The organism is Alcaligenes sp. GCM10023179 (genome assembly GCF_042653705.1).
Classification (GTDB): Bacteria; Pseudomonadota; Gammaproteobacteria; order Burkholderiales; family Burkholderiaceae_B; genus Alcaligenes; species Alcaligenes phenolicus.
Genome location: NZ_JBHSIQ010000002.1, coordinates 523395 through 542781, shown reverse-complemented (window position 1 = coordinate 542781; position 19387 = coordinate 523395). Strand labels below are relative to the sequence as shown.

Genomic DNA, 19387 nt, shown 5'->3' with positions numbered 1-19387 from the left:
CCAATGAAAAAAGCCTGACAGATCGAAATCTATCAGGCTTTTTGAATTTTTTGGCGGAGCGGACGGGGCTCGAACCCGCGACCCCCGGCGTGACAGGCCGGTATTCTAACCAACTGAACTACCGCTCCGCAGCGGTGCCAAGAATCTTGGCGTCCCCTAGGGGATTCGAACCCCTGTACCCACCGTGAAAGGGTGGTGTCCTAGGCCTCTAGACGAAGGGGACAGGACTTACAACTAAATCGTCGTTTTGGTGGAGGTAAGCGGGATCGAACCGCTGACCTCTTGCATGCCATGCAAGCGCTCTCCCAGCTGAGCTATACCCCCAATTTTCTTTACTTCGTTTTTGAACTGCGTCAAAAAACCAAAGTATCGAAATAAGTGTCAGGCTTGACGAGGCTTGCCACTTCAAACTGCTAAAACCAGTCTGGGACTGATTTTTAAATCTTTTGGCGGAGCGGACGGGACTCGAACCCGCGACCCCCGGCGTGACAGGCCGGTATTCTAACCAACTGAACTACCGCTCCGCAGCGGTTGCCAAGAATCTTGGCGTCCCCTAGGGGATTCGAACCCCTGTACCCACCGTGAAAGGGTGGTGTCCTAGGCCTCTAGACGAAGGGGACAGGACTCTACAGCTAATCTTCGTTTTTTGGTGGAGGTAAGCGGGATCGAACCGCTGACCTCTTGCATGCCATGCAAGCGCTCTCCCAGCTGAGCTATACCCCCATTTCGGTGTTCTTTTTGTCGACCACCAACGAAGAATTGAGATTATGAAGGTGTTTTTATCTTTGTGCAAGTCTTTTGAAGAAAAAAACCAAAATAAAGTGAAAAAACTTCAGAGGGGCTGCCAGAGGAGGGGCATGGGGCAGGCAGAGGAGGCGATACCCCCGGCGTGCGGAAGCCGAAAACAGGGCTCAGGGTGAGCCTGAAATGCGCTTGTATCTTTTTGTTTTATACGGAGTTTTGTATCTTCTTTGTGTCATAACATTTCATTTGTGGCTCAATAGAAGGAAATGCTTTCAACTATTAGCGTCGTTTTTTTGTCCCTTTCAGGCTCGTCTAATTCCCTTCTTAGGCGCATAAATGCAGGGTTTGTGAGAAATTTGCGCTGCTCTGTAATCTAATGATGGTATGCTTCGTTGAGTAACATTTCACCTGCAATAATTACGTTTTGTAGGCCCCTCACTTAGCCTGCATTTTTTTATTTAATGGCGCTATGTCAGCAAAGCAGTGCATATCATCACCTCTGCCTGTTCCAGTGGATGCACAAAGACGAATCAGTTTGAGTGCTTTGCTGATTTGGGTGCTGTTGGTCTGGCTGTTGTTGATCTCCGCAACGGTTACTGTCATTTACAAGCAAAACCAGGCAGAAATTCGCCTGCAGGCAAGTAGCGGCCTCCTGCGCCAGCTCTCTGATATCAGCTATTCCGTGGCGCTGGCCGCGCCTTCCAGTTCGACGCCTGCCCGTTTGCGCCACTTGGATCAGCAGTTCCAAGGGGTGGTGCAGTTGTTGCGTGATGGCGGGGTAGTCGATGGTGTGGTCCTGGTCCCGCTGGACAAGCCCTTGCTGGGGCTTGTCTCTCAACTAAGTAATGAATGGCAGCGGCGCTTGATGCGTCTGGATTTTCCGGTCAGCTCCGAGCAAGTGCTCTTGCCAGCGGCCAGCCTGAACGCGGAAGACTCGTTATTTCGTCATAACACCCAGCAATTGCTGGATGCGTTTGATGCCTCGCGTGAAAGCGTCCGCTCGCAGCACCGCTGGACGGTGTTCTTCATGCTGGGTCTGGATTTGATCGCGCTGTGTCTGTCCTACTTCATGTTGCGTGCCTGGGCAGCCGATCCCTTGCGACAGCTGGTGGCTCAAGGCCAGGCTTTTACTGGCGGCAATTACCGTGCAAAAAGCACCAGTTCAGGCACTAGTGAAACGCGTTATTTGTCGCAGATTTTGAATTACTGCGGTTTGCAGATTCAACAGCTGGATGCGCAGCTTTCTATTCAGCAGCGCAATTTATCCCAGCTCAACGCCATATGCCGCAGTTTGAGCCACAACCCTTTATTGGGAGTTTATTTATCCCGCGATGGCCGCTTTGATTTCGTCAATAAAAAGCTGGCTGAGACATTGGGATATAGCCGTGCACAATTGCGCCAGGAGTTCACGGTTGATCAAGTCTTTCTGTCGCCGCGATTTCCTTCTTTGACTCAAGTGGTGCCCGATTCGCGTTCTGGTGGCAGCAGTTTGCGCTATGAAACGCGGGCATTGCGTTATGACGGCAAATCCATTGATGTCGAGATCTGTGCCATTCCCATCGAGCTCGAGGGCCGTATGGGCATGGTGGCAGTAGTGCAGGACATCACCACGCGGGTGCGCAACGAAGTGACGGGTCGTTTGGCGGCCGTGGTGTACGAGAACACTTGCGAAGCCATTGTTGTAACGGATCGTTTTGGCCATGTGGTAGATGCCAACCCGGCGTTTAGCCGCATCACCGGCTACGAGCTGGACGAAGTGCGGGGCCGCACCTTGTCTATCCTGAACTCGGGGCGTCAGGACACGGAGTTCTACCGCAAGATGTGGCGCGAGATTTCGGAAACCGGGCGGTGGCAGGGCGATATCTGGAATCGACGCAAGAACGGCGAGGATTTTGCCGAGCGTTTGACCATCAGCACTGCCTGGAACCCGGATGGCACGGTGTATCGCCATATTGGCTTGTTCACCGACATCACCAGCCATAAGAAGCGTGAAGCGCAGATGTGGAAGCAGGCGCATTACGATCATTTGACGGGCTTGCCCAATCGGCAGATGTTCCAGGATCGCTTGCAGCAAGCGCGCGAGCAGTCGCGTCGCACAGGCTTGCCTTTCGCGCTGATCTTTATGGATCTGGATTTTTTCAAGGATGTGAACGACTCCTTGGGGCACGAGAAGGGCGACGTCCTGCTGCAGGAAGTGGCCCAGCGTTTGCAGCGCTGTGTGCGGGTAACGGATACCGTGGCCCGTATTGGTGGTGACGAGTTTACCGTCATCATCTCGGATATCAGCGATACCTCGATTGTGGAGCGCACTTGTCGCTGTTTGCTGGACACGATTGAAGAGCCTTTCCAGTTGGGCAAGAACTCGGTGTCTGTTTCCGCCAGTTTGGGAATCACGCTGTTCCCCGAAGATGGCGATGATGCCGGCCAGCTTTTGAAGAATGCGGATATGGCCATGTACGCCGCCAAGGCTTGCGGCCGCAATCAATACTGTCGCTTCCTGCCTGCCATGAGCGAAGCCGTGGAAGCGCGCCTGCGTTTTTCGCAGGATTTGCAAAAGGCACTAAGCGAGCAGCAGTTCCAGCTTTATTACCAACCCATTGTGGATTTGCGTACAGGGCAGGTCACCCGTGCCGAGGCCTTGATACGCTGGGAACACCCGCAGTTGGGCTTGGTGCCCCCTTCAGAATTCATTCCGTTTTCCGAAGATTCCGGTCTGATTGTGCTGATTGGCGAATGGGTGTTCGAGACGGCTGCCCAGGCCGCGGTGAAACTACGCAACGAGCTGGACCCCGGTTTCCGGGTCAGCCTGAATGTCTCGCCCGCGCAGTTCAAGCTCAATGGCTCCTGCGCGCGCGAGTGGGTGGAGTATCTGCAAACCCAAGGCATTCCGGGTGATGCGCTGGTGGTGGAAATTACCGAGCGCTTATTGCTGGACGATCAGGGGCAAGCCTTGCAGCAGTTGCGCTCCTTGCGGGAGTACGGCATGAGTGTGGCGCTGGATGATTTTGGCACCGGCTACTCCTCTCTGTCGCACCTGAAGCGGTTTTCCATCAATGTGCTCAAGATTGATCAGTGCTATATCCGCAATCTGGCCCTGAGCAGCGAGGATCTGGTGCTGACTCAGGCCATGATTGTCATGGCGCAAAAGCTGGGCTTGCGGGTAGTGGCAGAAGGTGTGACCAGTCACGAGCAACTGGATTTGTTGAACAACGCCGGTTGCGACTATATGCAGGGCTATTTGTGCTCTACGCCCATCCCGGCGGATGAGTTCGTGGACTGGTGCAAGACCTGGAATCGGGAGCGTGCCGGTGGTTTTGCCGCGCGCTTGTACCCGAATGCACCGCAGGCTTTGCAATAGCAGAATCCTTTGAATCCCTGCTAGCGCAAAGCCTGCCGTGAGTTTGTTGGTGCTGAGTCCTGACGACGAGAGCGCCAGGCAAAAATAATCAGAAGCAGGCCTGCCCAGATCAAGAAGGGCAGATTGCCGTATTTCACGTAGGGAGTCAGGCCCGTTGTGCCTTGAACTTCCACATCCAGCACACCCGGCGTCAGGGGCGGCAGAACCGCACGAACACGGCCATAAGGGTCAATGGCGGCTGTCATGCCGGTATTGGTGGCACGCAGCATGGGACGGCCTGTTTCCAGAGCCCGCATACGTGAGATCTGCAAGTGCTGGCTCAAGGCCCAGGAATCGCCAAACCAGCCCAGATTGCTGATGTTCAACAACAAGGTAGCGCCTTCCTGGCCAGGATTGCCTTGCACGGCCTGGATGATCTCTTCACCAAACACGTCTTCATAGCAGATGTTGGGGGCAACACGACCCTCTGCCATCTTGAAGGGCGCTTGCGGCAAGGCGCCACGATGGAAGTCCCCCAGCGGGATATTCATCATGTCCACAAACCATTGAAAGCCGGTGGGAATGAATTCGCCGAAAGGCACCAGATGATGCTTGTCGTAGTAGCTGGCCGTGCTATTGATGATGTCCTGGGGCTGAGTCTCGGGGCTGATCAGCAAGGCGCTGTTGGTGTAGCTCAGCTTGCCGTTGACCGTGCCACGGTCCATGGGGACACCCAGCACCAGATTGGCTTGATGGCGCTGAGCCAGTTCCGTCCAGCGCAACCAGAAGCTGGTTTCCAGGCGGTTTTGCAACACGGGAATAACGGTTTCAGGCAGAACAATCAGGCGCGGCGCGTCTTCGGGGGTCTTGGCCGGCAGGTTTGCCAGCTCGTAGTAACGCTCTATACCTTCGCTCATATTGGGGCCGAACTTGGCGCTTTGATCGATATTGCCTTGCACCAGGCGGGCAATAAAGGGCGCGCCATGGGGCTGGACCCAGGCAATATGCGGCAGACTGATCCCGATCAGGCCGAAAATCATGGCGATACCAATGCCGATCGCGCTGGAAGGGCTTTGGTTCTTGTCTTTGGAGGCGGCAAACTGGGCAATCACGGCGGCGCTGAAAGCCGACAGCCAGGCCAGGCCATACACACCCACAACGGGTGCCCAGCCGGTAAACATCCCTTCTGCGTGGGCGTAGCCGATATTCAACCAAGGAAAGCCAGTCAGCAAATTGCCGCGCAGCCATTCGCTTAATGCCCAGCAGCTTGCCCAGCCTGCTGATAACAATAATCGTGGTAGCCAGGAATCACTATCGTGTTTGGGGCGCAGTTTTTGCCAAACCGCTGAAGCCAGAGCAGGAAAGAGGGCCAGGGCGGCAGCCAGCAGCAAAACGCCCAGGGCGGCCATCCAGGAGGGCATGCCACCATACTGGTGCATGCTGATGTACAGCCAGTAAACCCCTACGCCAAAATGCCCCAGCCCAAACAGATAACTGCGACCAAAGGCCTGGCGCACGGACGTCGAACCCATGATCTGCGAGCAGGCAATGGCCAGCAAGGTGATCTGGTAGAAGGGCAGAATCCAGGATGGCAGCGGGCCAATGGAAAAGGACAGGGCATGCAAGCCCCCCAGGACCAGCAGTAAAGCGACGCCAAGCGCCTGGGGTAAAGGTTTGGAATCAGGCTTGTTCAAGATTAGGCTCGGCGGGTGTGGCTCGCTGAACGTGCAACCAAAGGGCTCGTTTGGCATCCGCACGGACAACCGTGAGGCTGATGCCATCAAGCTGGGCCACATCGCCCCGGCGAGGGATATGTCCCAATTCGGACGCCAGCCAACCACCTACGGTGTCAAAGTCGTCGTTAGGGAGGTGGGTCTGGAAGGCTTCGTTGAAATCGGGGATTTCAGTCAGTGCCATGACACGCCAGCTGTCGGGGCCGGCCTGGAAAATGGTCTGCTCGGCGTCTTCATCGTATTCATCTTCGATGTCGCCCACAATTTGTTCCAGCACGTCTTCCATGGTGACCAGGCCTGCTGTACCACCGTGCTCGTCAATAACGACGGCCAGGTGATTGCGGCTGCCACGGAACTCGTGCAGCAAGACGTTCAGGCGCTTGGTCTCGGGAATGAATACCGCAGGGCGAATCAGCGGGCGCAAATCCAGCGTGGGATTGGCGATCGAGAGCAGCAGGTCCTTGGCCAGCAAGATACCGATGATATTGTCGCGCTCCGTCTCGTAGATCGGAAAGCGGCTGTGGCCCGTTTCAATAATGATGGGCAGCATCTCGGTCAAGGGCTTGGCGATGTCCAGCATATCGATCTTGGATCGGGGCACCATGATATCGGCCACTGTTTTGTTGGCCATATCCAGCGTTCCGGCGATCATGGACAGCGATTCGTCGTCGATAACTTTGCGGGCGTGGGCCGCAACCAGGACAGACTTAAGGTCTTCTCGGTCTTCGGGTTCGTGACGCCGATTGAAAAAAGCACTTAAGCGAGAGATGGGATTGTTTGAGCTGGCCTTGGAAGGGCGGGGCTCGGGGTCGGGAGCAGAGTCTGACATTGTCCGAAGGACGAGTTAAGGAAGAAACAAGCATAACCGAAAAATGATGACAAGGTATGTACCTGTCATCATTCGGAATGCGGGAAGGGAAGTGAGGATTGGCGCAGCTTTGTCAGGGATGGGAGACCCTTTGTGACAAGTGGGCGAGCTAGCGCTCCTGGTAGGGATCGGGGATGCGCAAACTGGCCAGAACAGCGGTTTCCAGCGCTTCCATGTCCTGGGCTTCGTCCTCTTCAATGTGGTCGTAACCCAGGGAATGCAGACAGCCGTGCACCACCAGATGAGCGGCATGGTGCAGAAATGGCTTTTGCTGTTCCTGGGCTTCACGCTCCAGCACGGGCAGGCACAAGACGATATCGCCGTGGACCACGCCGTCCTCGTCCTGACCATATTCAAAGGTCAGCACATTGGTGGCGTAGTCGCGTTCCCGGTAGCTCAGGTTCAGGCTCTGGCCTTCTTCGGCGTCCACAATACGCAAGGTGGCGGACAGGGCGGTGAAACGATCTTCGGGGTGGATGCGTTCGATTGCCATATCAATCGTGCGCTGCATCCAGCGGCGGATACGGGAGCGGCTCAGCTCGGGGCAATCAACAGCGTACTGGACGCTCAGGGACAGATCAGGCATCACCGGCTCGTTCGTAGGCGTCCACAATTCGCGCAACCAGCGGGTGGCGCACGACATCACGGCTGCTAAAGCGTGAGCAGGAAATACCCTGCACGTTTTCCAGCACCTTGACGGCATGATTCAAGCCGCTGCGCTGGCCTTTGGGCAAGTCCACCTGAGTGGGGTCGCCGGTAATCACCGCCTTGCTGCCAAAACCGATGCGCGTCAGGAACATTTTCATTTGTTCCGGTGTGGTGTTCTGGGCTTCGTCCAGGATCACGAAAGCATGGTTCAGCGTGCGGCCGCGCATATAGGCCAGCGGTGCGATTTCGATGATTTGTTTTTCGAACAGGCGCTGTACCTTCTCCACACCCATCAAGTCATACAAGGCGTCGTATAAAGGGCGCAGATAGGGATCTACCTTCTGGGCCAGATCGCCTGGCAAAAAGCCCAGGCGCTCACCCGCCTCGACAGCAGGACGTGTCAGCACCAAGCGATGGACGGATTCGCGCTCCAGCGCATCGATGGCGCAAGCTACTGCCAACCAGGTCTTGCCAGTCCCGGCCGGGCCTACGCCGAAGTTGATGTCGTTGTTCAGGATATTGCGCAGGTACTCGCGTTGACCGGGTGTGCGAGGACGCAGGTCGCGTTTGGCGGTACGCAGGGAAATTTCTTCCTGGCCGACGGGGGGCAGCTCGGGCAGGGGCTCGGGCTTTTCCTCTTTTTCGTGGCGGCGGCTGGCGCCCAGCTCAACCAGGCCCAGCTGAATATCGTCGATATTCAGCGCACGGTGCACGGCGCGCGAATGGAACCAGTCAATGGCCTTGGCAGCCTCCTCCGCGCGCTCGCCTTCAATCGAAACATGACTGCCACGCCGACGCAGGGTGACGTCATAGGCAATGGCAATCTGCTTGATGTTCTCGTCCAAGGGGCCACACATATTGGCCAGATGGGTATTGTCCCCGTCCAGGCGCAAGGAAGTGGGCATGCGGCGGCGTTGGCTAGTCATAGATCAGGCTCCTGCAACCCGGTCATGGGTCACGATTTCTCCGCGCAAGGTATTGGTCAGTACTTGGGTCACGTGCACATCCACAATTTGTCCGATCAGGCGAGGGTCGCCGGGGAAGTTGATGATGCGGTTGTTTTCGGTACGGCCTTTCAGTTCCGAGTCGTCTTTGCGCGAGGTGCCTTCGACCAGAATGCGTTGTACGCTGCCGACCATGGCCTGGCTGATGGCCTGGGCCTGCTCGTTGATTTGCGCTTGCAGGCGGTGCAGGCGGTCCAGCTTTTCTTCTTTGCTGGTGTTGTCTTCCAGGTCGGCGGCGGGTGTGCCGGGGCGACGCGAATACACAAAAGAGAAAGACTGGTCGAAATTCACATCGCGAATCAGCTTCAGTGTCTTCTGGAAATCCTCTTCCGTCTCACCGGGAAAGCCCACAATAAAGTCCGAGGACAGGACGATGTCGGGACGCGCTTCACGCAGGCGGCGCACGATGGATTTGAACTCCAGCGCAGTGTAGCCGCGTTTCATTGCAGCCAGAATACGGTCGCTGCCGGCCTGTACGGGCAAGTGCAGAAAGGGGACCAGCTTGGGCAGATTGCCGTGGGCGGCGATCAGGCGCGAGGTCATTTCCTTGGGGTGCGAGGTGGTGTAGCGAATGCGCTCGATACCAGGGATCTCGTGCACGTACTCCAGCAGCATGGCAAAGTCGGCAATCTCGCCAGCGACGTCGGTCGGGCCACGGTAGGCGTTCACGTTCTGGCCCAGCAGCGTCACTTCCCGCACACCCTGGTCGGCCAGGTCAGCCACCTCCATCAGTACGTCGTCAAAGGGACGGGAGACTTCGGGGCCACGGGTGTAGGGCACTACACAGAAACTGCAGTACTTGCTGCAGCCTTCCATGATGGACACAAAGGCCGAATAACCCTCCACGCGTGCGGGGGGCAGGGCGTCGAATTTTTCGATTTCAGGAAAACTGATATCTACCTGCGAGCGGCCGCTGTTGCGGCGCTTGACGATCAGCTCGGGCAGGCGGTGCAAGGTTTGTGGTCCGAACACGACATCCACGTAGGGAGCACGACGAATAATCGTGTCGCCTTCCTGACTGGCCACACAGCCACCTACGCCAATGACCAGATCGGGATTGAGCGCTTTCAAATGCTGAACCCGGCCCAGATCCGAGAACACCTTTTCTTGCGCTTTTTCGCGCACCGAACAGGTATTGAACAGGATGATGTCTGCTTCTTCGGGGTTGGTGGTCAACTCCACGGGGCGATCCTGATTCAGGATATCGGCCATTTTTTCGGAGTCGTACTCGTTCATCTGGCAGCCAAAGGTGCGAATGAAGAGCTTGCGGGCAGGCTTGGTAGCAGCATCCGCGCTGGCGGGGGTAGAGATTGTGGTGTCGGTCATAGAAGGAGCCGTGACGGGTGTATATCCCGCGGGCCATTGAAAATGATGAATCGGGCATTATAACGCCCAGCCTCCCGTGAGCCACAAGCAAGCTGGGATCATGTGGGAGGACTTGTTGCAGACAGGCCGCCCTTTGGAGTGGGAAGGCTGGAAATAGTCTTGTCGGGGCATGAAGCTGGATCAGGATTTTCAGTCAGCTTCTACTTGCGTCCTGTTTTTGTGAATTATATGATTCGTATATGGATCATATAAGGATTGAAAAATGGGTATCGTGAATATTGATGACGAGCTGCACGACCAGCTACGCAAGGCGAGTACGGTTTCATGTCGCTCCATCAATGCGCAGGCGGCTTTCTGGATACGTATGGGGTTGTTGTGCGAACTGAACCCGACCATGAGTTTTAACGAGATTGTCGCCCGTGAAATGAAGGCGGCTGGTTTGGGTGAGCCTGCCGTGCCTCTGGATCAGGTGGAGTCAGCATGATCAAGACGGCAGATGAAATTGCCTTGATGGCTGAGTCGGGCCGTTTGCTGGCTCAAGTGTTCACGCGCCTGGATCAGTTAGATCTGATTGGCATGAACACCATGCAGATTAATGATCTGGTCGAAAGTTATATCGTCCAGGATCTGCAAGCCCGGCCCGCCAGCAAAGGGCAGTACGGTTACGCCTATGTTCTGAATTCATCGCCCAATCAAGTCGTGTGCCACGGTATGCCGTCCACGACGGATGTACTGAAGGAGGGGGATATCGTGAATTTCGACATCACCCTGGAGAAGAATGGTTTTATCGCGGATTCCAGCAAAACCTACACGGTGGGGCAGGTGACTCCTGCTGCGCAAAAACTGGTCGATGCCTGCTATATGGCGATGTGGAAAGGTATACAAGCCGTGCGCCCCGGCGCGACTTTGGGTGATGTGGGGTTTGCCATTTCCCAGTACGCACGCAAGAACGGCTATTCCGTTGTACGTGATTACTGTGGGCACGGCATCGGGCGGGAAATGCACGAAGCGCCTGAAGTTTTGCACTGGGGCATGCCGCGCACAGGTTTGCGACTGAAAGAGGGGATGACTTTCACGATTGAACCCATGCTGAATCAAGGTGGCCATGCGGTGCAAACCGGGAAAGATGGCTGGACCGTGCGCACTTGCGATGGCTTGCTGTCAGCACAGTTTGAGCACACGGTAGCGGTGACAGACAGTGGTGTGCGCGTATTGACGCTGCGGCCTGATGAAACCATCCCGAATTAATTAAGTAGTTGGTCGTCCCTCCCTTGCATTACTTACGGCTTGTAGTGTGTCATCCAGTCATTGCAGCTTGTGCACTGAAAACGACAGCAGCAAATTATTTCAGCCCGATGGAAATGAGATTTTCTGTAAACCTCGTTGATGCCGCCACAGCTGCGAGATCCCGTCATATCGTGATGGCAGTATTGCCCGTTGTATAACCGTCGTGCCGAAGTATCCCTTCAGATCAATATAGGGTGGCAGGCGTTTGTTTTATTGAGGGCCGGAGCAGGTCGGCTTGGCGGGTCATTCGCCCGTGCTGCGCACGGGTCCCCTTGTCAGAGTCCAGATGCGGGCGGGTCGTGAACTCGGAGCGCGGTTTGTCCCCCGGACAAACCGCAAGCGTGCTCCTCAAACAGCACGACCCTTGCACCCCGCATCCGGCCTCTGCCCGCGGCGAATAACCTGACTCGCCCGCCGACCTGCTCCGGCCCTCAATAAAACAAAAAGAGGCTTACTGCCGCCACCCTATTACTCGCAATCCAGCAGCCTTGGAAACAAAAAAGCCCGACATTAAAACAATGTCGGGCTTTTCTTTAATAGCGAGCCAAGAAGCAGCTTAGCCTTCTACAACCTCGCCGCCTTCGTCTTTCTTGATCGGCTTGACCAGATCCTCACGTTTCACGCCCAGCCACATGGAAATGGCGGCGGCCACGAACACGGAGGAGTAAATACCGAACCAGATACCGATGGTCAGCGCCAGCGAGAAGTTGTGCAGCGTTGGGCCACCGAAGAAGAAAATCGACAGCACCATCATCTGGGTAGAACCGTGGGTGATGATGGTACGCGAGATGTTCTGGGTGATGGACAGATCAATAATGTCCGATACCGACATCTTGCGCTGCTTGCGGAAGTTCTCACGGATACGGTCCATCACCACAACGGATTCGTTCACGGAGTAACCCAGCACCGCCAGGACACCGGCCAGCACCGACAGCGAGAACTCCCATTGGAAGAACGCGAAAAAGCCCAGAATGATGACCACGTCGTGCAAGTTGGCAATCGCACAAGCCAGCGCCAGCTTCCACTCAAAGCGGAAGCCCAGGTACAGCAAGATACCGGCGACCACAAAGGCCAGGGCCATCAAACCGTTATGCAGCAGTTCCTGCCCCACCTGTGGGCCGACGAACTCCACACGGCGCAGCTCCACGTCCGAGTGCTGCTGCTTCAAGGCCTGGAGTACTTGCTCGCTTTGCTGGGTAGAGTCTTGTCCGTCCAGAACGGGCAAGCGGATCATGATGTCCTGCGACGTGCCGAAGTTCTGTACCTGGAAGTCGGTATAGCCCAGCGACTGAATCGAGCCGCGCACATCTTCTACCTGCACGGTTTGCTGATAGTGCACTTCCATGACCGTACCACCGGTAAATTCGATGGACAGGTGAAAGCCGCGCACAATAATGAAGACGACCGCTGCAATAAATGTCAGAAAACTGATCAGGTTCAGCACCAACGCATGGCGCATGAACGGGATAGTGCGGTGAATACGAAAAAATTCCATGATGCTTTATGCCTGTAGTTGGGCCTGGCCGGTTTGCACCGGCCCCGGCACTTTACTTCTTGTCCTGTGGTTTCCAGACCTGACCAATGGAAATACCCTGCAGGCGACGACGGTTGCCATACCAGAGGTTGACCAGGGCACGAACCCCAACCACCGAAGAGAACATGGAGGTCAGAATACCGATCACGTGTACGACCGCAAAACCACGGATAGGACCGGAACCGAAGGCCAGCAAAGCGACACCCACAATCAGACTGGTCAGGTTGGAGTCGAAAATAGTGGCCCAGGCACGATCAAAACCCAGGTGAATGGCTTGTTGCGGCGAGGCACCATTGCGTAGCTCCTCGCGGATACGCTCGTTGATCAGCACGTTGGCGTCAATGGCCATACCCAGTGTCAGGGCGATGGCAGCAATACCCGGCAAGGTCAGGGTGGCTTGCAGCATGGACAAGACAGCCAGCAGCAAGAGCACGTTGAAGGTCAGGCCAATGGTGGAGAACAGACCAATCAGGTGGTAGTACAGCATGATGAAGATGGCGATCGCAATAAAGCCGTACAGCGTGGCGTTAAAGCCTTGGCGAATATTGTCGGCACCCAGGCTAGGGCCAATGGTGCGCTCTTCAATGATGCTCATGGGGGCGGCCAGCGAACCGGCACGCAGCAGCAGGGAAATATCGGCGGCTTCCTGAGCATTCATGCTGCCGCTGATCTGTACCTGGCCGTTAGGAATTTCGCTACGGATAACTGGAGCCGTCACCACTTCACCCACGCCATTTTCAAACAGCACAATCGCCATGCGCTTGTTGATGTTGTTGCGGGTAATGTCGCGGAAAATGCGCGAGCCCTTATTGTCCAGCGTCAGGTTGACGGTGGGTTGCTGGGTTTGCGAGTCACGACCGGGCTGGGCGTCCTGCAGGTTTTCACCTGTCAGGATGACCTGGCGACGCAGCAGCAGGGGGGCACCACCACGCTCGGTGTAGCGCTCCAGACCAAAGGGCACGGTGCCCGAGTTCAAGGCCGCAACGGCAGCAGGCGAGTCTTCCACCATACGCAGTTCCAGTGTGGCCGTACGACCCAGAATTTCCTTGGCTTTGGCTACATCCTGCACACCGGGCAGTTGAACCACGATGCGATCGGACCCTTGCTGCTGAATTACAGGCTCGGCTACGCCCAGCTCATTGATTCGGTTATGCAAGGTGGTGATGTTTTGCTTGAGGGCGTTCGATTGCACCTGAATGGTGGCGGCTTCGGTCAAACGGGCTGTCAGACCGCTGTCACCGGCAGGGGTGAAAGCCAGATCAGGCATGGCGCGACGCATTTCCGATTGAGCGCGGTCGCGATCGTCTGCCGAGGCAAAGCTCATGCGCAGCGAGTGACCATCACGCTCGATGCCGCCAACAGGCACTTTGGCTTCGCGCAGCACGCTGCGGGCATCAGCCACCATGGAGTCGTAGCGGGCTTGAAGCGCGCCTTGCATATCCACTTGCAGCAGGAAGTGCACGCCACCGCGCAAGTCCAGGCCCAGGTGCATGGGGTGGGCACCCAGTGCGGTCAGCCAAGCAGGCGACGCAGACACCAGGTTCAGCGCGACGGTGTAGTCGGGGGTGGTAGCTGTGGAGTCCTTGTTCAGTTCGCGCTCGATCAGGTCTTTGGCCTTGAGCTGAACATCGGTGGACTCAAAACGGAAACGCGCAGTGGCGCTAGGTCCGTTTTGTTCAAAATACGAGCCCGTCGTAGGAATATTGTTTTTCTTGAGCAGCTCTTCAACGTGACTGATCAGGTTGGTTTCAAGCCGGACCGTGGATTTGGCGCTGGAAACCTGGACAGCAGGAGACTCACCAAACAGATTGGGCAAGGTATAGATCAGGCCGATCGCCAGCGCGACCAAGACGATGACATATTTCCAGAGAGGATAACGATTCATGGGATATCTACGACGGGTGCAGAAATGGCAACCCCGGACCGAGGTCCGGGGTCGGAGGCATTACAGCGACTTGATCGTGCCCTTGGGCAGAACAGTCGTAACGGCCACGCGTTGGACCAGAACTTCAACAGGCTTGTCGGTCAGGTTGGCCACTTCAACGGTCAGGTAGTTGTCGTGAACTTTGCTGACTTTGCCCAGCAGACCGCCGGAGGTGATTACTTCGTCGCCTTTGGCCAGGTTGGAGACCAGGTTGCGGTGCTCTTTCTGACGCTTCATTTGAGGACGAATCATCAAGAAGTACAGCACAACGAACATCAAGATGATGGGCAGCATGCCCATCAAGGCATTTTCGCCGCCGGCAGCTGCCTGGGCGGGGATGAGAGTCAGAATGTCAACAGCGGACATGTGGGGCTCCTGAGGATTTTTTTGTGTGGGTTGTCAAAAACTAACGGTGTATTGTAGCGGCACTTTATTGCGGTATCACAAACAGCGTGTCATTCAATACCGCGCGCCCGATCCTGGTGGAACTGTTCCCGCCAGGCCGCGAAACGCTTTTGCTCGATAGCATCGCGCATCTCTTGCATGATCTGCAAATAGAAATGCAGATTGTGCAAGGTATTCAAACGCGAGCCGGTAATTTCATTGGAACGCTGCAAATGATGCAAGTAGCCACGCGAGAAATGCTTGCAGGTATGGCAGGTGCAACTGGGGTCCAGCGGGCGGGTGTCGTCGCGGTAACGGGCATTGCGTATCTTGATGTCGCCGTAACGGGTAAACAGCCAGCCATTGCGCGCATTGCGGGTGGGCATGACGCAGTCAAACATGTCCACGCCCTGGCTGACCCCTTCGACCAGATCTTCCGGTGTACCCACACCCATTAGATAGCGGGGGGCATGCGTGGGCAGTTTCGGGGTGGTGTGCGCCAGAATGCGCATCATGTCTTCTTTGGGCTCGCCTACGGACAGGCCGCCAATGGCATAGCCTTCAAAGCCGATGTCGGTCAGACCAGCCAGGGATTCGTCGCGCAGGTCCTCGTACATGCCACCTTGCACAATGCCAAACAGGGCATTGGGGTTGTTCAGACGCTTGAATTCCTCGCGTGAACGGCGAGCCCAGCGCAAGGACATGCGCATGGATTTAGCCGCTTCGATATGTGTGGCGGGACGGTCGTCAATCAAGTAGGGCGTGCATTCATCGAACACCATGGAAATATCGGAGTTCAAGGAGTACTGGATTTGCATCGACACTTCAGGCGTCAGAAACAGGCGTTCGCCGGTGATGGGGGAGGCAAACTTCACCCCTTCCTCGGTAATCTTGCGCATGCCTTTCAGGCTGAATACCTGAAAGCCGCCCGAGTCCGTCAGGATGGGCTTGTCCCATTGCATGAAATTATGCAGGCCCTGGTACTTGTCCATGACATCCGTGCCCGGACGCAGCCACAGGTGAAAGGTGTTGCCCAATATGATCTGCGAGCCAATCTCGTTCAGCTCGTGCGGCATCATGGCCTTGACGCTGCCATAGGTGCCTACCGGCATGAAAATGGGGGTTTGCACCACACCGTGGTTCAGGGTGATCTGGCCACGGCGAGCGGCGCCATCGGTGCTTAAGAGGTCAAACTTCAGTCCACTCATGGGGTAGGAGGCTCAATGAACATAGCATCGCCGTAACTAAAGAAGCGATACCGGGATTGGACGGCGTGCTGGTAGGCACGTTGTATGGGTTCGATCCCCGCCAGGGCCGATACCAGCATCAGCAAGGTGGACTGGGGCAAATGAAAATTGGTGATCAGTGCATCCACCCACTGGTACTGGAAGCCGGGGGTAATGAACAGGCGCGTGTCGCCTTCAATGCTGCCATCGGCGCAGCGCTGGTTCATGCCGGGCTCTTTGCTGGCGGCAGACTCCAGCGAACGCACACTGGTGGTGCCCACGGCAATGACGCGGCCACCGGCAGCGCGGGTGGCTTCGATCTTGGCCAGGGTGGCGGCGGGCACATGGTAACGCTCGGCGTGCATGACGTGTTCGCTGATATTGTCCACACGCACAGGCTGAAAAGTGCCTGCACCCACGTGCAAGGTCACAAAGGCCTGGTCCACGCCTTGCTCGCGCAAGGTGTTCAGCATGTCGTCGGTAAAGTGCAGGCCAGCCGTCGGGGCGGCCACGGCACCGGGGTGACGGGCGTAAACAGTCTGGTAGCGCGAGTCGTCTTCCTCGTCCGCTGCGTGGGTAATGTAGGGTGGCAAAGGCGTGGCGCCGTATTGCTCCAGCATGTCCAGCACAGGCTCGTGAAAGCGCAGCGCAAACAGGGCGTCTTCCCGCCCGGTGCAATCGGCCAGTACCTTGCCGTCGGCCAGTTCCAGCAAAGTACCAGGTTTGGGGGACTTGCTGGCGCGGATATGGGCCAGAGCCGTATCGGGGCCGGTTACGCGCTCGATCAGCACTTCCACCTTGCCGCCGCTGCTTTTCTGGCCATGCAGGCGGGCCTTGATGACGCGCGTATCGTTAAAGACCAGCAGGTCACCCTTGCGCAGCAGGCTGGGCAGGTCGGTGAACTGGCGGTCATGCAATTGGCTGGCACCGTCCAGATGCAGCAGACGGCTGCCCTGGCGCTGGGCCGGCGGGCTTTGAGCGATCAGATCAGGGGGAAGCTCGTAGTCGAACTGGGCGATAGTTAAAGAGGGGTCGATGCTCATGGTTTGTCGTAAAGGGCCACTGGCCAGAAGGCCGGGCCTGATGGGGTAACCGACTATTTTAACGCTTTGCCGCCAGATTGCTGAAACGGCCATATCCGTGGTGTTTTTCTTTCGGTATGCTTGGGTCTTTCCTGAATTGATCTGTTGGAGACGAGGGCATGGGCGTTTTAAAGGCAAAGCCTGTTTTGAGTCGTTGCAAGCACGTGGCTCTGGCCACCTTGCTCATGGTGCAAGGCGCATCACTAGCCCTGGCCCAGGCCTTGCCGCCCGAGCTGGCTTCGGTATGGAACGCCAGCCGCTTGCCGCAATCGTCTCTGTCCATCGTGGTAGACGAGGCGGACGGTCCGCGTCTGATCGGCGTCAATCCCCAGGAGCCCCGTAACCCCGCATCGGTAATGAAACTGGTCAGTACCTGGGCCGGTTTGTCCGCTCTGGGGCCAGAATATACCTGGCGTACGACGTTAATGGCCCAGGATGGCCTGCAGGTGGACGAACAAGGCACTTTGAAAGGTCCTTTGTACATCAAGGCGGGGGGCGATCCGTTTTTGACCGTGCCGCAGTTATGGGACATGTTGCGCGAGCTCCGCTTGCGTGGGGTGAAGAATCTGACCGAAGTTATTGTGGATCGTTCCATCTTCGGCAACGTCACCATCAATCCGGGTGACTTCGATAATGCGGGTGACCGTCCCTATAACGCCAGCCCGGATGCCATGATGGTGGGGCTAGGTGCTTCCCGGCTGGTGTTCCAGCCAGATACACAGGCGCGCAAATGGATTGCGATTATCGACCCGCCTTTGCCCGGAGTGCGCGTACAGGGTGAAGTTGAGTGGTCGACGGCGACCTGCCCTGGTTCACCTGTTGTTGGTACTCAGATTCAGCCTGAAGCCGGTGGCATGGTGGTCCGTGTCAGTGGCAAGGCCGCCGCTTCTTGCGGCGAGTTCAGCGTTTACCGTCTGGTTCATTCCCAAACCGAGTTTTTTGACAAGCTGTTCCGCAGCCTGTGGCGCGATCTGGGCGGCACCCTGGCCCGCGATATCAAAGCAGGCCGTGTGCCGGCTCGTGCGCAGGCGATTACCTGGCATGACTCGCAGTCCCTGTCTGACCTGATCCGTCTTATTAATAAGCAAAGCAACAATGTGATGGCCCGTACCATCTTGCTGACCGTGGGCGCAGAAATGAATGGTCCCGGTGCCACGGTGGCCACCGGCGAGCGCGCCGTCATGAACGTGCTCGGTCGCCAGGGGGTCAATACCGCAGGCTGGACCGTGGACAACGGCTCGGGCCTGTCACGCAATGCCCGCGTCACGGCGGGCGGCATGGCTGACATGCTGAAAGTCGCCTGGCGCTCGAACTGGATGCCCGAGTACATTTCGTCCTTTGCGATCTCCGGTGTGGACGGCACGGTGCGTTCGCGCTTGCGCGATGACGAGGTTCAGGGCCGTGCCCACTTGAAAACCGGCACGCTGCGCGATAGCCGTGCCTTGGCCGGTTACGTGCTGGGAGCCAGCGGAAAGCGGTATATTGTCGTCATGATGGTCAATGACGAACGTTCTGCCTCTGCCCGACCCTTTTTTGATGCGGTGGTGAAGTGGCTGGCAGTACGTTGACGATCACGATAGTGCGGGCTGCTGTGCTGCAGCCCTGTTTTTAGTTAGTCCCTAATTTGATGAAGCAATCATGCCCATACACGAAATACGCCACCCTTTGATCCGCCATAAGCTGGGCTTGATGCGCAAGGCAGATCTGAGCACGAAAAATTTCCGCGAAATGTCCCAGGAAATCGCCTCTTTGCTGACCTACGAGGCGTGCAAGGATCTGCCCCTGGAACCCACCACCATTGAGGGTTGGTGTGGCAATGTGGAAGTGGAAAAGCTGGCTGGCAAGAAAGTGACAGTTGTGCCCATCTTGCGCGCTGGTATTGGCATGCTGGACGGGGTGTTGAGCTTGATTCCTGGCGCCAAAGTCAGCGTGATCGGTATTGCTCGCAACGAAGAAACCTTTGAAGCCCAGACCTATCTGGAGCGTCTGGTCGGCGAGCTGGATCAGCGTTTGGCCCTGATTATCGACCCCATGCTGGCAACAGGTGGTTCCATGGTCGCCACGATTGATCTGCTGAAAAAAGCAGGCTGCAAGAATATTCGCGCTTTGGTGTTGGTGGCGGCTCCGGAAGGCATTGCCACTCTTGAAAAACATCACCCTGATGTCCATATCTATACCGCGTCCATTGATCAGCATCTGGACGAGCATGGTTATATCGTGCCGGGGCTGGGTGATGCGGGCGACCGTATTTTTGGTACTCGCCAGAAGGTTCAGGACGGCGAACTCTAAG

The 19387-nt window shown here is 56.6% G+C and carries 15 protein-coding genes and 6 tRNA genes; 5 read left to right on the top strand and 16 right to left on the bottom strand.

The features are described from left to right. Positions 1-51 precede the first annotated feature (51 nt). From ACFPDR_RS11840 to ACFPDR_RS11815, 6 genes are all read right to left on the bottom strand, one after another. Positions 52-128 (bottom strand) — tRNA-Asp (locus ACFPDR_RS11840). 19 nt (positions 129-147) lie between these two features. Next, positions 148-223: transfer RNA gene (locus tag ACFPDR_RS11835), tRNA-Glu, on the bottom strand. Positions 224-248: 25 nt separating this feature from the next. Further along, positions 249-324 (bottom strand) — tRNA-Ala (locus ACFPDR_RS11830). Positions 325-447: 123 nt separating this feature from the next. Beyond that, positions 448-524, bottom strand: a tRNA-Asp gene (locus ACFPDR_RS11825). A gap of 20 nt (positions 525-544) precedes the next feature. Then, positions 545-620, bottom strand: a tRNA-Glu gene (locus tag ACFPDR_RS11820). A 27-nt stretch (positions 621-647) separates the two neighbouring features. Then, positions 648-723: transfer RNA gene (locus ACFPDR_RS11815), tRNA-Ala, on the bottom strand. A 556-nt stretch (positions 724-1279) separates the two neighbouring features. Here ACFPDR_RS11815 and ACFPDR_RS11810 point away from each other — a divergent pair. After that, positions 1280-4102, top strand: a complete 2823-nt coding sequence (locus ACFPDR_RS11810) for an EAL domain-containing protein (RefSeq protein WP_376911156.1) — start codon at positions 1280-1282, stop codon at positions 4100-4102. Between the two features lie 20 nt (positions 4103-4122). Here ACFPDR_RS11810 and lnt read toward each other — a convergent pair whose 3' ends face one another. The 5 genes from lnt to miaB all read right to left on the bottom strand — a co-directional run bounded on the left by lnt (position 4123) and on the right by miaB (position 9660). After that, the gene (gene lnt, locus ACFPDR_RS11805) at positions 4123-5775 is read right to left on the bottom strand and encodes an apolipoprotein N-acyltransferase (protein ID WP_251205003.1); all 1653 of its coding nucleotides are present in this window, start codon (positions 5773-5775) and stop codon (positions 4123-4125) included. Next, the gene (locus ACFPDR_RS11800; protein WP_009463852.1) at positions 5762-6643 is read right to left on the bottom strand and encodes an HlyC/CorC family transporter; all 882 of its coding nucleotides are present in this window, start codon (positions 6641-6643) and stop codon (positions 5762-5764) included. The genes lnt and ACFPDR_RS11800 overlap by 14 nt, the downstream gene beginning before the upstream one ends. Positions 6644-6791: 148 nt before the next feature. After that, complete coding sequence (gene ybeY / locus ACFPDR_RS11795; RefSeq protein WP_226348966.1) at positions 6792-7268, bottom strand: rRNA maturation RNase YbeY; 477 nt, start codon at positions 7266-7268, stop codon at positions 6792-6794. Next, on the bottom strand, positions 7261-8256 hold the full coding sequence (locus ACFPDR_RS11790) for a PhoH family protein (protein ID WP_009463850.1): 996 nt from the start codon (positions 8254-8256) through the stop codon (positions 7261-7263). The genes ybeY and ACFPDR_RS11790 overlap by 8 nt, the downstream gene beginning before the upstream one ends. 3 nt (positions 8257-8259) lie before the next feature. Continuing rightward, the gene (gene miaB, locus ACFPDR_RS11785; RefSeq protein ID WP_009463849.1) at positions 8260-9660 is read right to left on the bottom strand and encodes a tRNA (N6-isopentenyl adenosine(37)-C2)-methylthiotransferase MiaB; all 1401 of its coding nucleotides are present in this window, start codon (positions 9658-9660) and stop codon (positions 8260-8262) included. 262 nt (positions 9661-9922) lie between these two features. On the opposite strand from miaB, the gene ACFPDR_RS11780 reads away from it, so the two are divergent. Then, positions 9923-10144 carry a ParD-like family protein gene (locus ACFPDR_RS11780; RefSeq protein WP_009463848.1) on the top strand — a complete coding sequence of 74 codons (222 nt, stop codon included), beginning with the start codon at positions 9923-9925 and terminating at the stop codon, positions 10142-10144. Further along, positions 10141-10908 (top strand): type I methionyl aminopeptidase, encoded by a 768-nt coding sequence (gene map, locus ACFPDR_RS11775; protein WP_374697824.1) that lies wholly within the window; start codon positions 10141-10143, stop codon positions 10906-10908. Before ACFPDR_RS11780 ends, map begins: the two co-directional genes overlap by 4 nt. Positions 10909-11503: 595 nt before the next feature. Here the strand turns inward: map and secF are convergent. From secF to queA, 5 genes are all read right to left on the bottom strand, one after another. Then, a complete protein-coding gene (gene secF, locus ACFPDR_RS11770) occupies positions 11504-12442 on the bottom strand; it encodes a protein translocase subunit SecF (RefSeq protein WP_009463846.1) in 939 nt (312 codons plus the stop codon). A gap of 52 nt (positions 12443-12494) precedes the next feature. Continuing rightward, positions 12495-14366 carry a protein translocase subunit SecD gene (gene secD, locus ACFPDR_RS11765; protein WP_376911155.1) on the bottom strand — a complete coding sequence of 624 codons (1872 nt, stop codon included), beginning with the start codon at positions 14364-14366 and terminating at the stop codon, positions 12495-12497. Positions 14367-14426: 60 nt separating this feature from the next. Continuing rightward, on the bottom strand, positions 14427-14771 hold the full coding sequence (gene yajC / locus ACFPDR_RS11760; protein WP_003803689.1) for a preprotein translocase subunit YajC: 345 nt from the start codon (positions 14769-14771) through the stop codon (positions 14427-14429). An 89-nt stretch (positions 14772-14860) separates the two neighbouring features. Then, a complete protein-coding gene (tgt, locus tag ACFPDR_RS11755; RefSeq protein ID WP_035271173.1) occupies positions 14861-15997 on the bottom strand; it encodes a tRNA guanosine(34) transglycosylase Tgt in 1137 nt (378 codons plus the stop codon). Further along, positions 15994-17058: a tRNA preQ1(34) S-adenosylmethionine ribosyltransferase-isomerase QueA gene (gene queA, locus ACFPDR_RS11750; protein WP_060185585.1), complete on the bottom strand. Its 1065-nt coding sequence runs from the start codon at positions 17056-17058 to the stop codon at positions 15994-15996. The genes tgt and queA overlap by 4 nt, the downstream gene beginning before the upstream one ends. 158 nt (positions 17059-17216) lie before the next feature. On the opposite strand from queA, the gene dacB reads away from it, so the two are divergent. Both dacB and upp read left to right on the top strand, forming a co-directional pair. Next, positions 17217-18665, top strand: a complete 1449-nt coding sequence (dacB, locus tag ACFPDR_RS11745; protein ID WP_052159346.1) for a D-alanyl-D-alanine carboxypeptidase/D-alanyl-D-alanine-endopeptidase — start codon at positions 17217-17219, stop codon at positions 18663-18665. Positions 18666-18735: 70 nt separating this feature from the next. Beyond that, positions 18736-19386: a uracil phosphoribosyltransferase gene (gene upp, locus ACFPDR_RS11740; protein WP_009455167.1), complete on the top strand. Its 651-nt coding sequence runs from the start codon at positions 18736-18738 to the stop codon at positions 19384-19386. The last annotated feature ends 1 nt before the right edge of the window (position 19387 follow it).

Bases quoted from the DNA above. Each gene is read 5' to 3' on its own strand.
- tgt (WP_035271173.1), bottom strand. From the start codon at position 15,997: ATGAGTGGACTGAAGTTTGACCTCTTAAGCACCGATGGCGCCGCTCGC.
- dacB (WP_052159346.1), top strand. From the start codon at position 17,217: ATGGGCGTTTTAAAGGCAAAGCCTGTTTTGAGTCGTTGCAAGCACGTG.
- map (WP_374697824.1), top strand. From the start codon at position 10,141: ATGATCAAGACGGCAGATGAAATTGCCTTGATGGCTGAGTCGGGCCGT.
- ACFPDR_RS11780 (WP_009463848.1), top strand. From the start codon at position 9,923: ATGGGTATCGTGAATATTGATGACGAGCTGCACGACCAGCTACGCAAG.
- yajC (WP_003803689.1), bottom strand. From the start codon at position 14,771: ATGTCCGCTGTTGACATTCTGACTCTCATCCCCGCCCAGGCAGCTGCC.
- ybeY (WP_226348966.1), bottom strand. From the start codon at position 7,268: ATGCCTGATCTGTCCCTGAGCGTCCAGTACGCTGTTGATTGCCCCGAG.
- secF (WP_009463846.1), bottom strand. From the start codon at position 12,442: ATGGAATTTTTTCGTATTCACCGCACTATCCCGTTCATGCGCCATGCG.
- miaB (WP_009463849.1), bottom strand. From the start codon at position 9,660: ATGACCGACACCACAATCTCTACCCCCGCCAGCGCGGATGCTGCTACC.
- secD (WP_376911155.1), bottom strand. From the start codon at position 14,366: ATGAATCGTTATCCTCTCTGGAAATATGTCATCGTCTTGGTCGCGCTG.
- ACFPDR_RS11790 (WP_009463850.1), bottom strand. From the start codon at position 8,256: ATGACTAGCCAACGCCGCCGCATGCCCACTTCCTTGCGCCTGGACGGG.
- ACFPDR_RS11800 (WP_009463852.1), bottom strand. From the start codon at position 6,643: ATGTCAGACTCTGCTCCCGACCCCGAGCCCCGCCCTTCCAAGGCCAGC.
- upp (WP_009455167.1), top strand. From the start codon at position 18,736: ATGCCCATACACGAAATACGCCACCCTTTGATCCGCCATAAGCTGGGC.
- queA (WP_060185585.1), bottom strand. From the start codon at position 17,058: ATGAGCATCGACCCCTCTTTAACTATCGCCCAGTTCGACTACGAGCTT.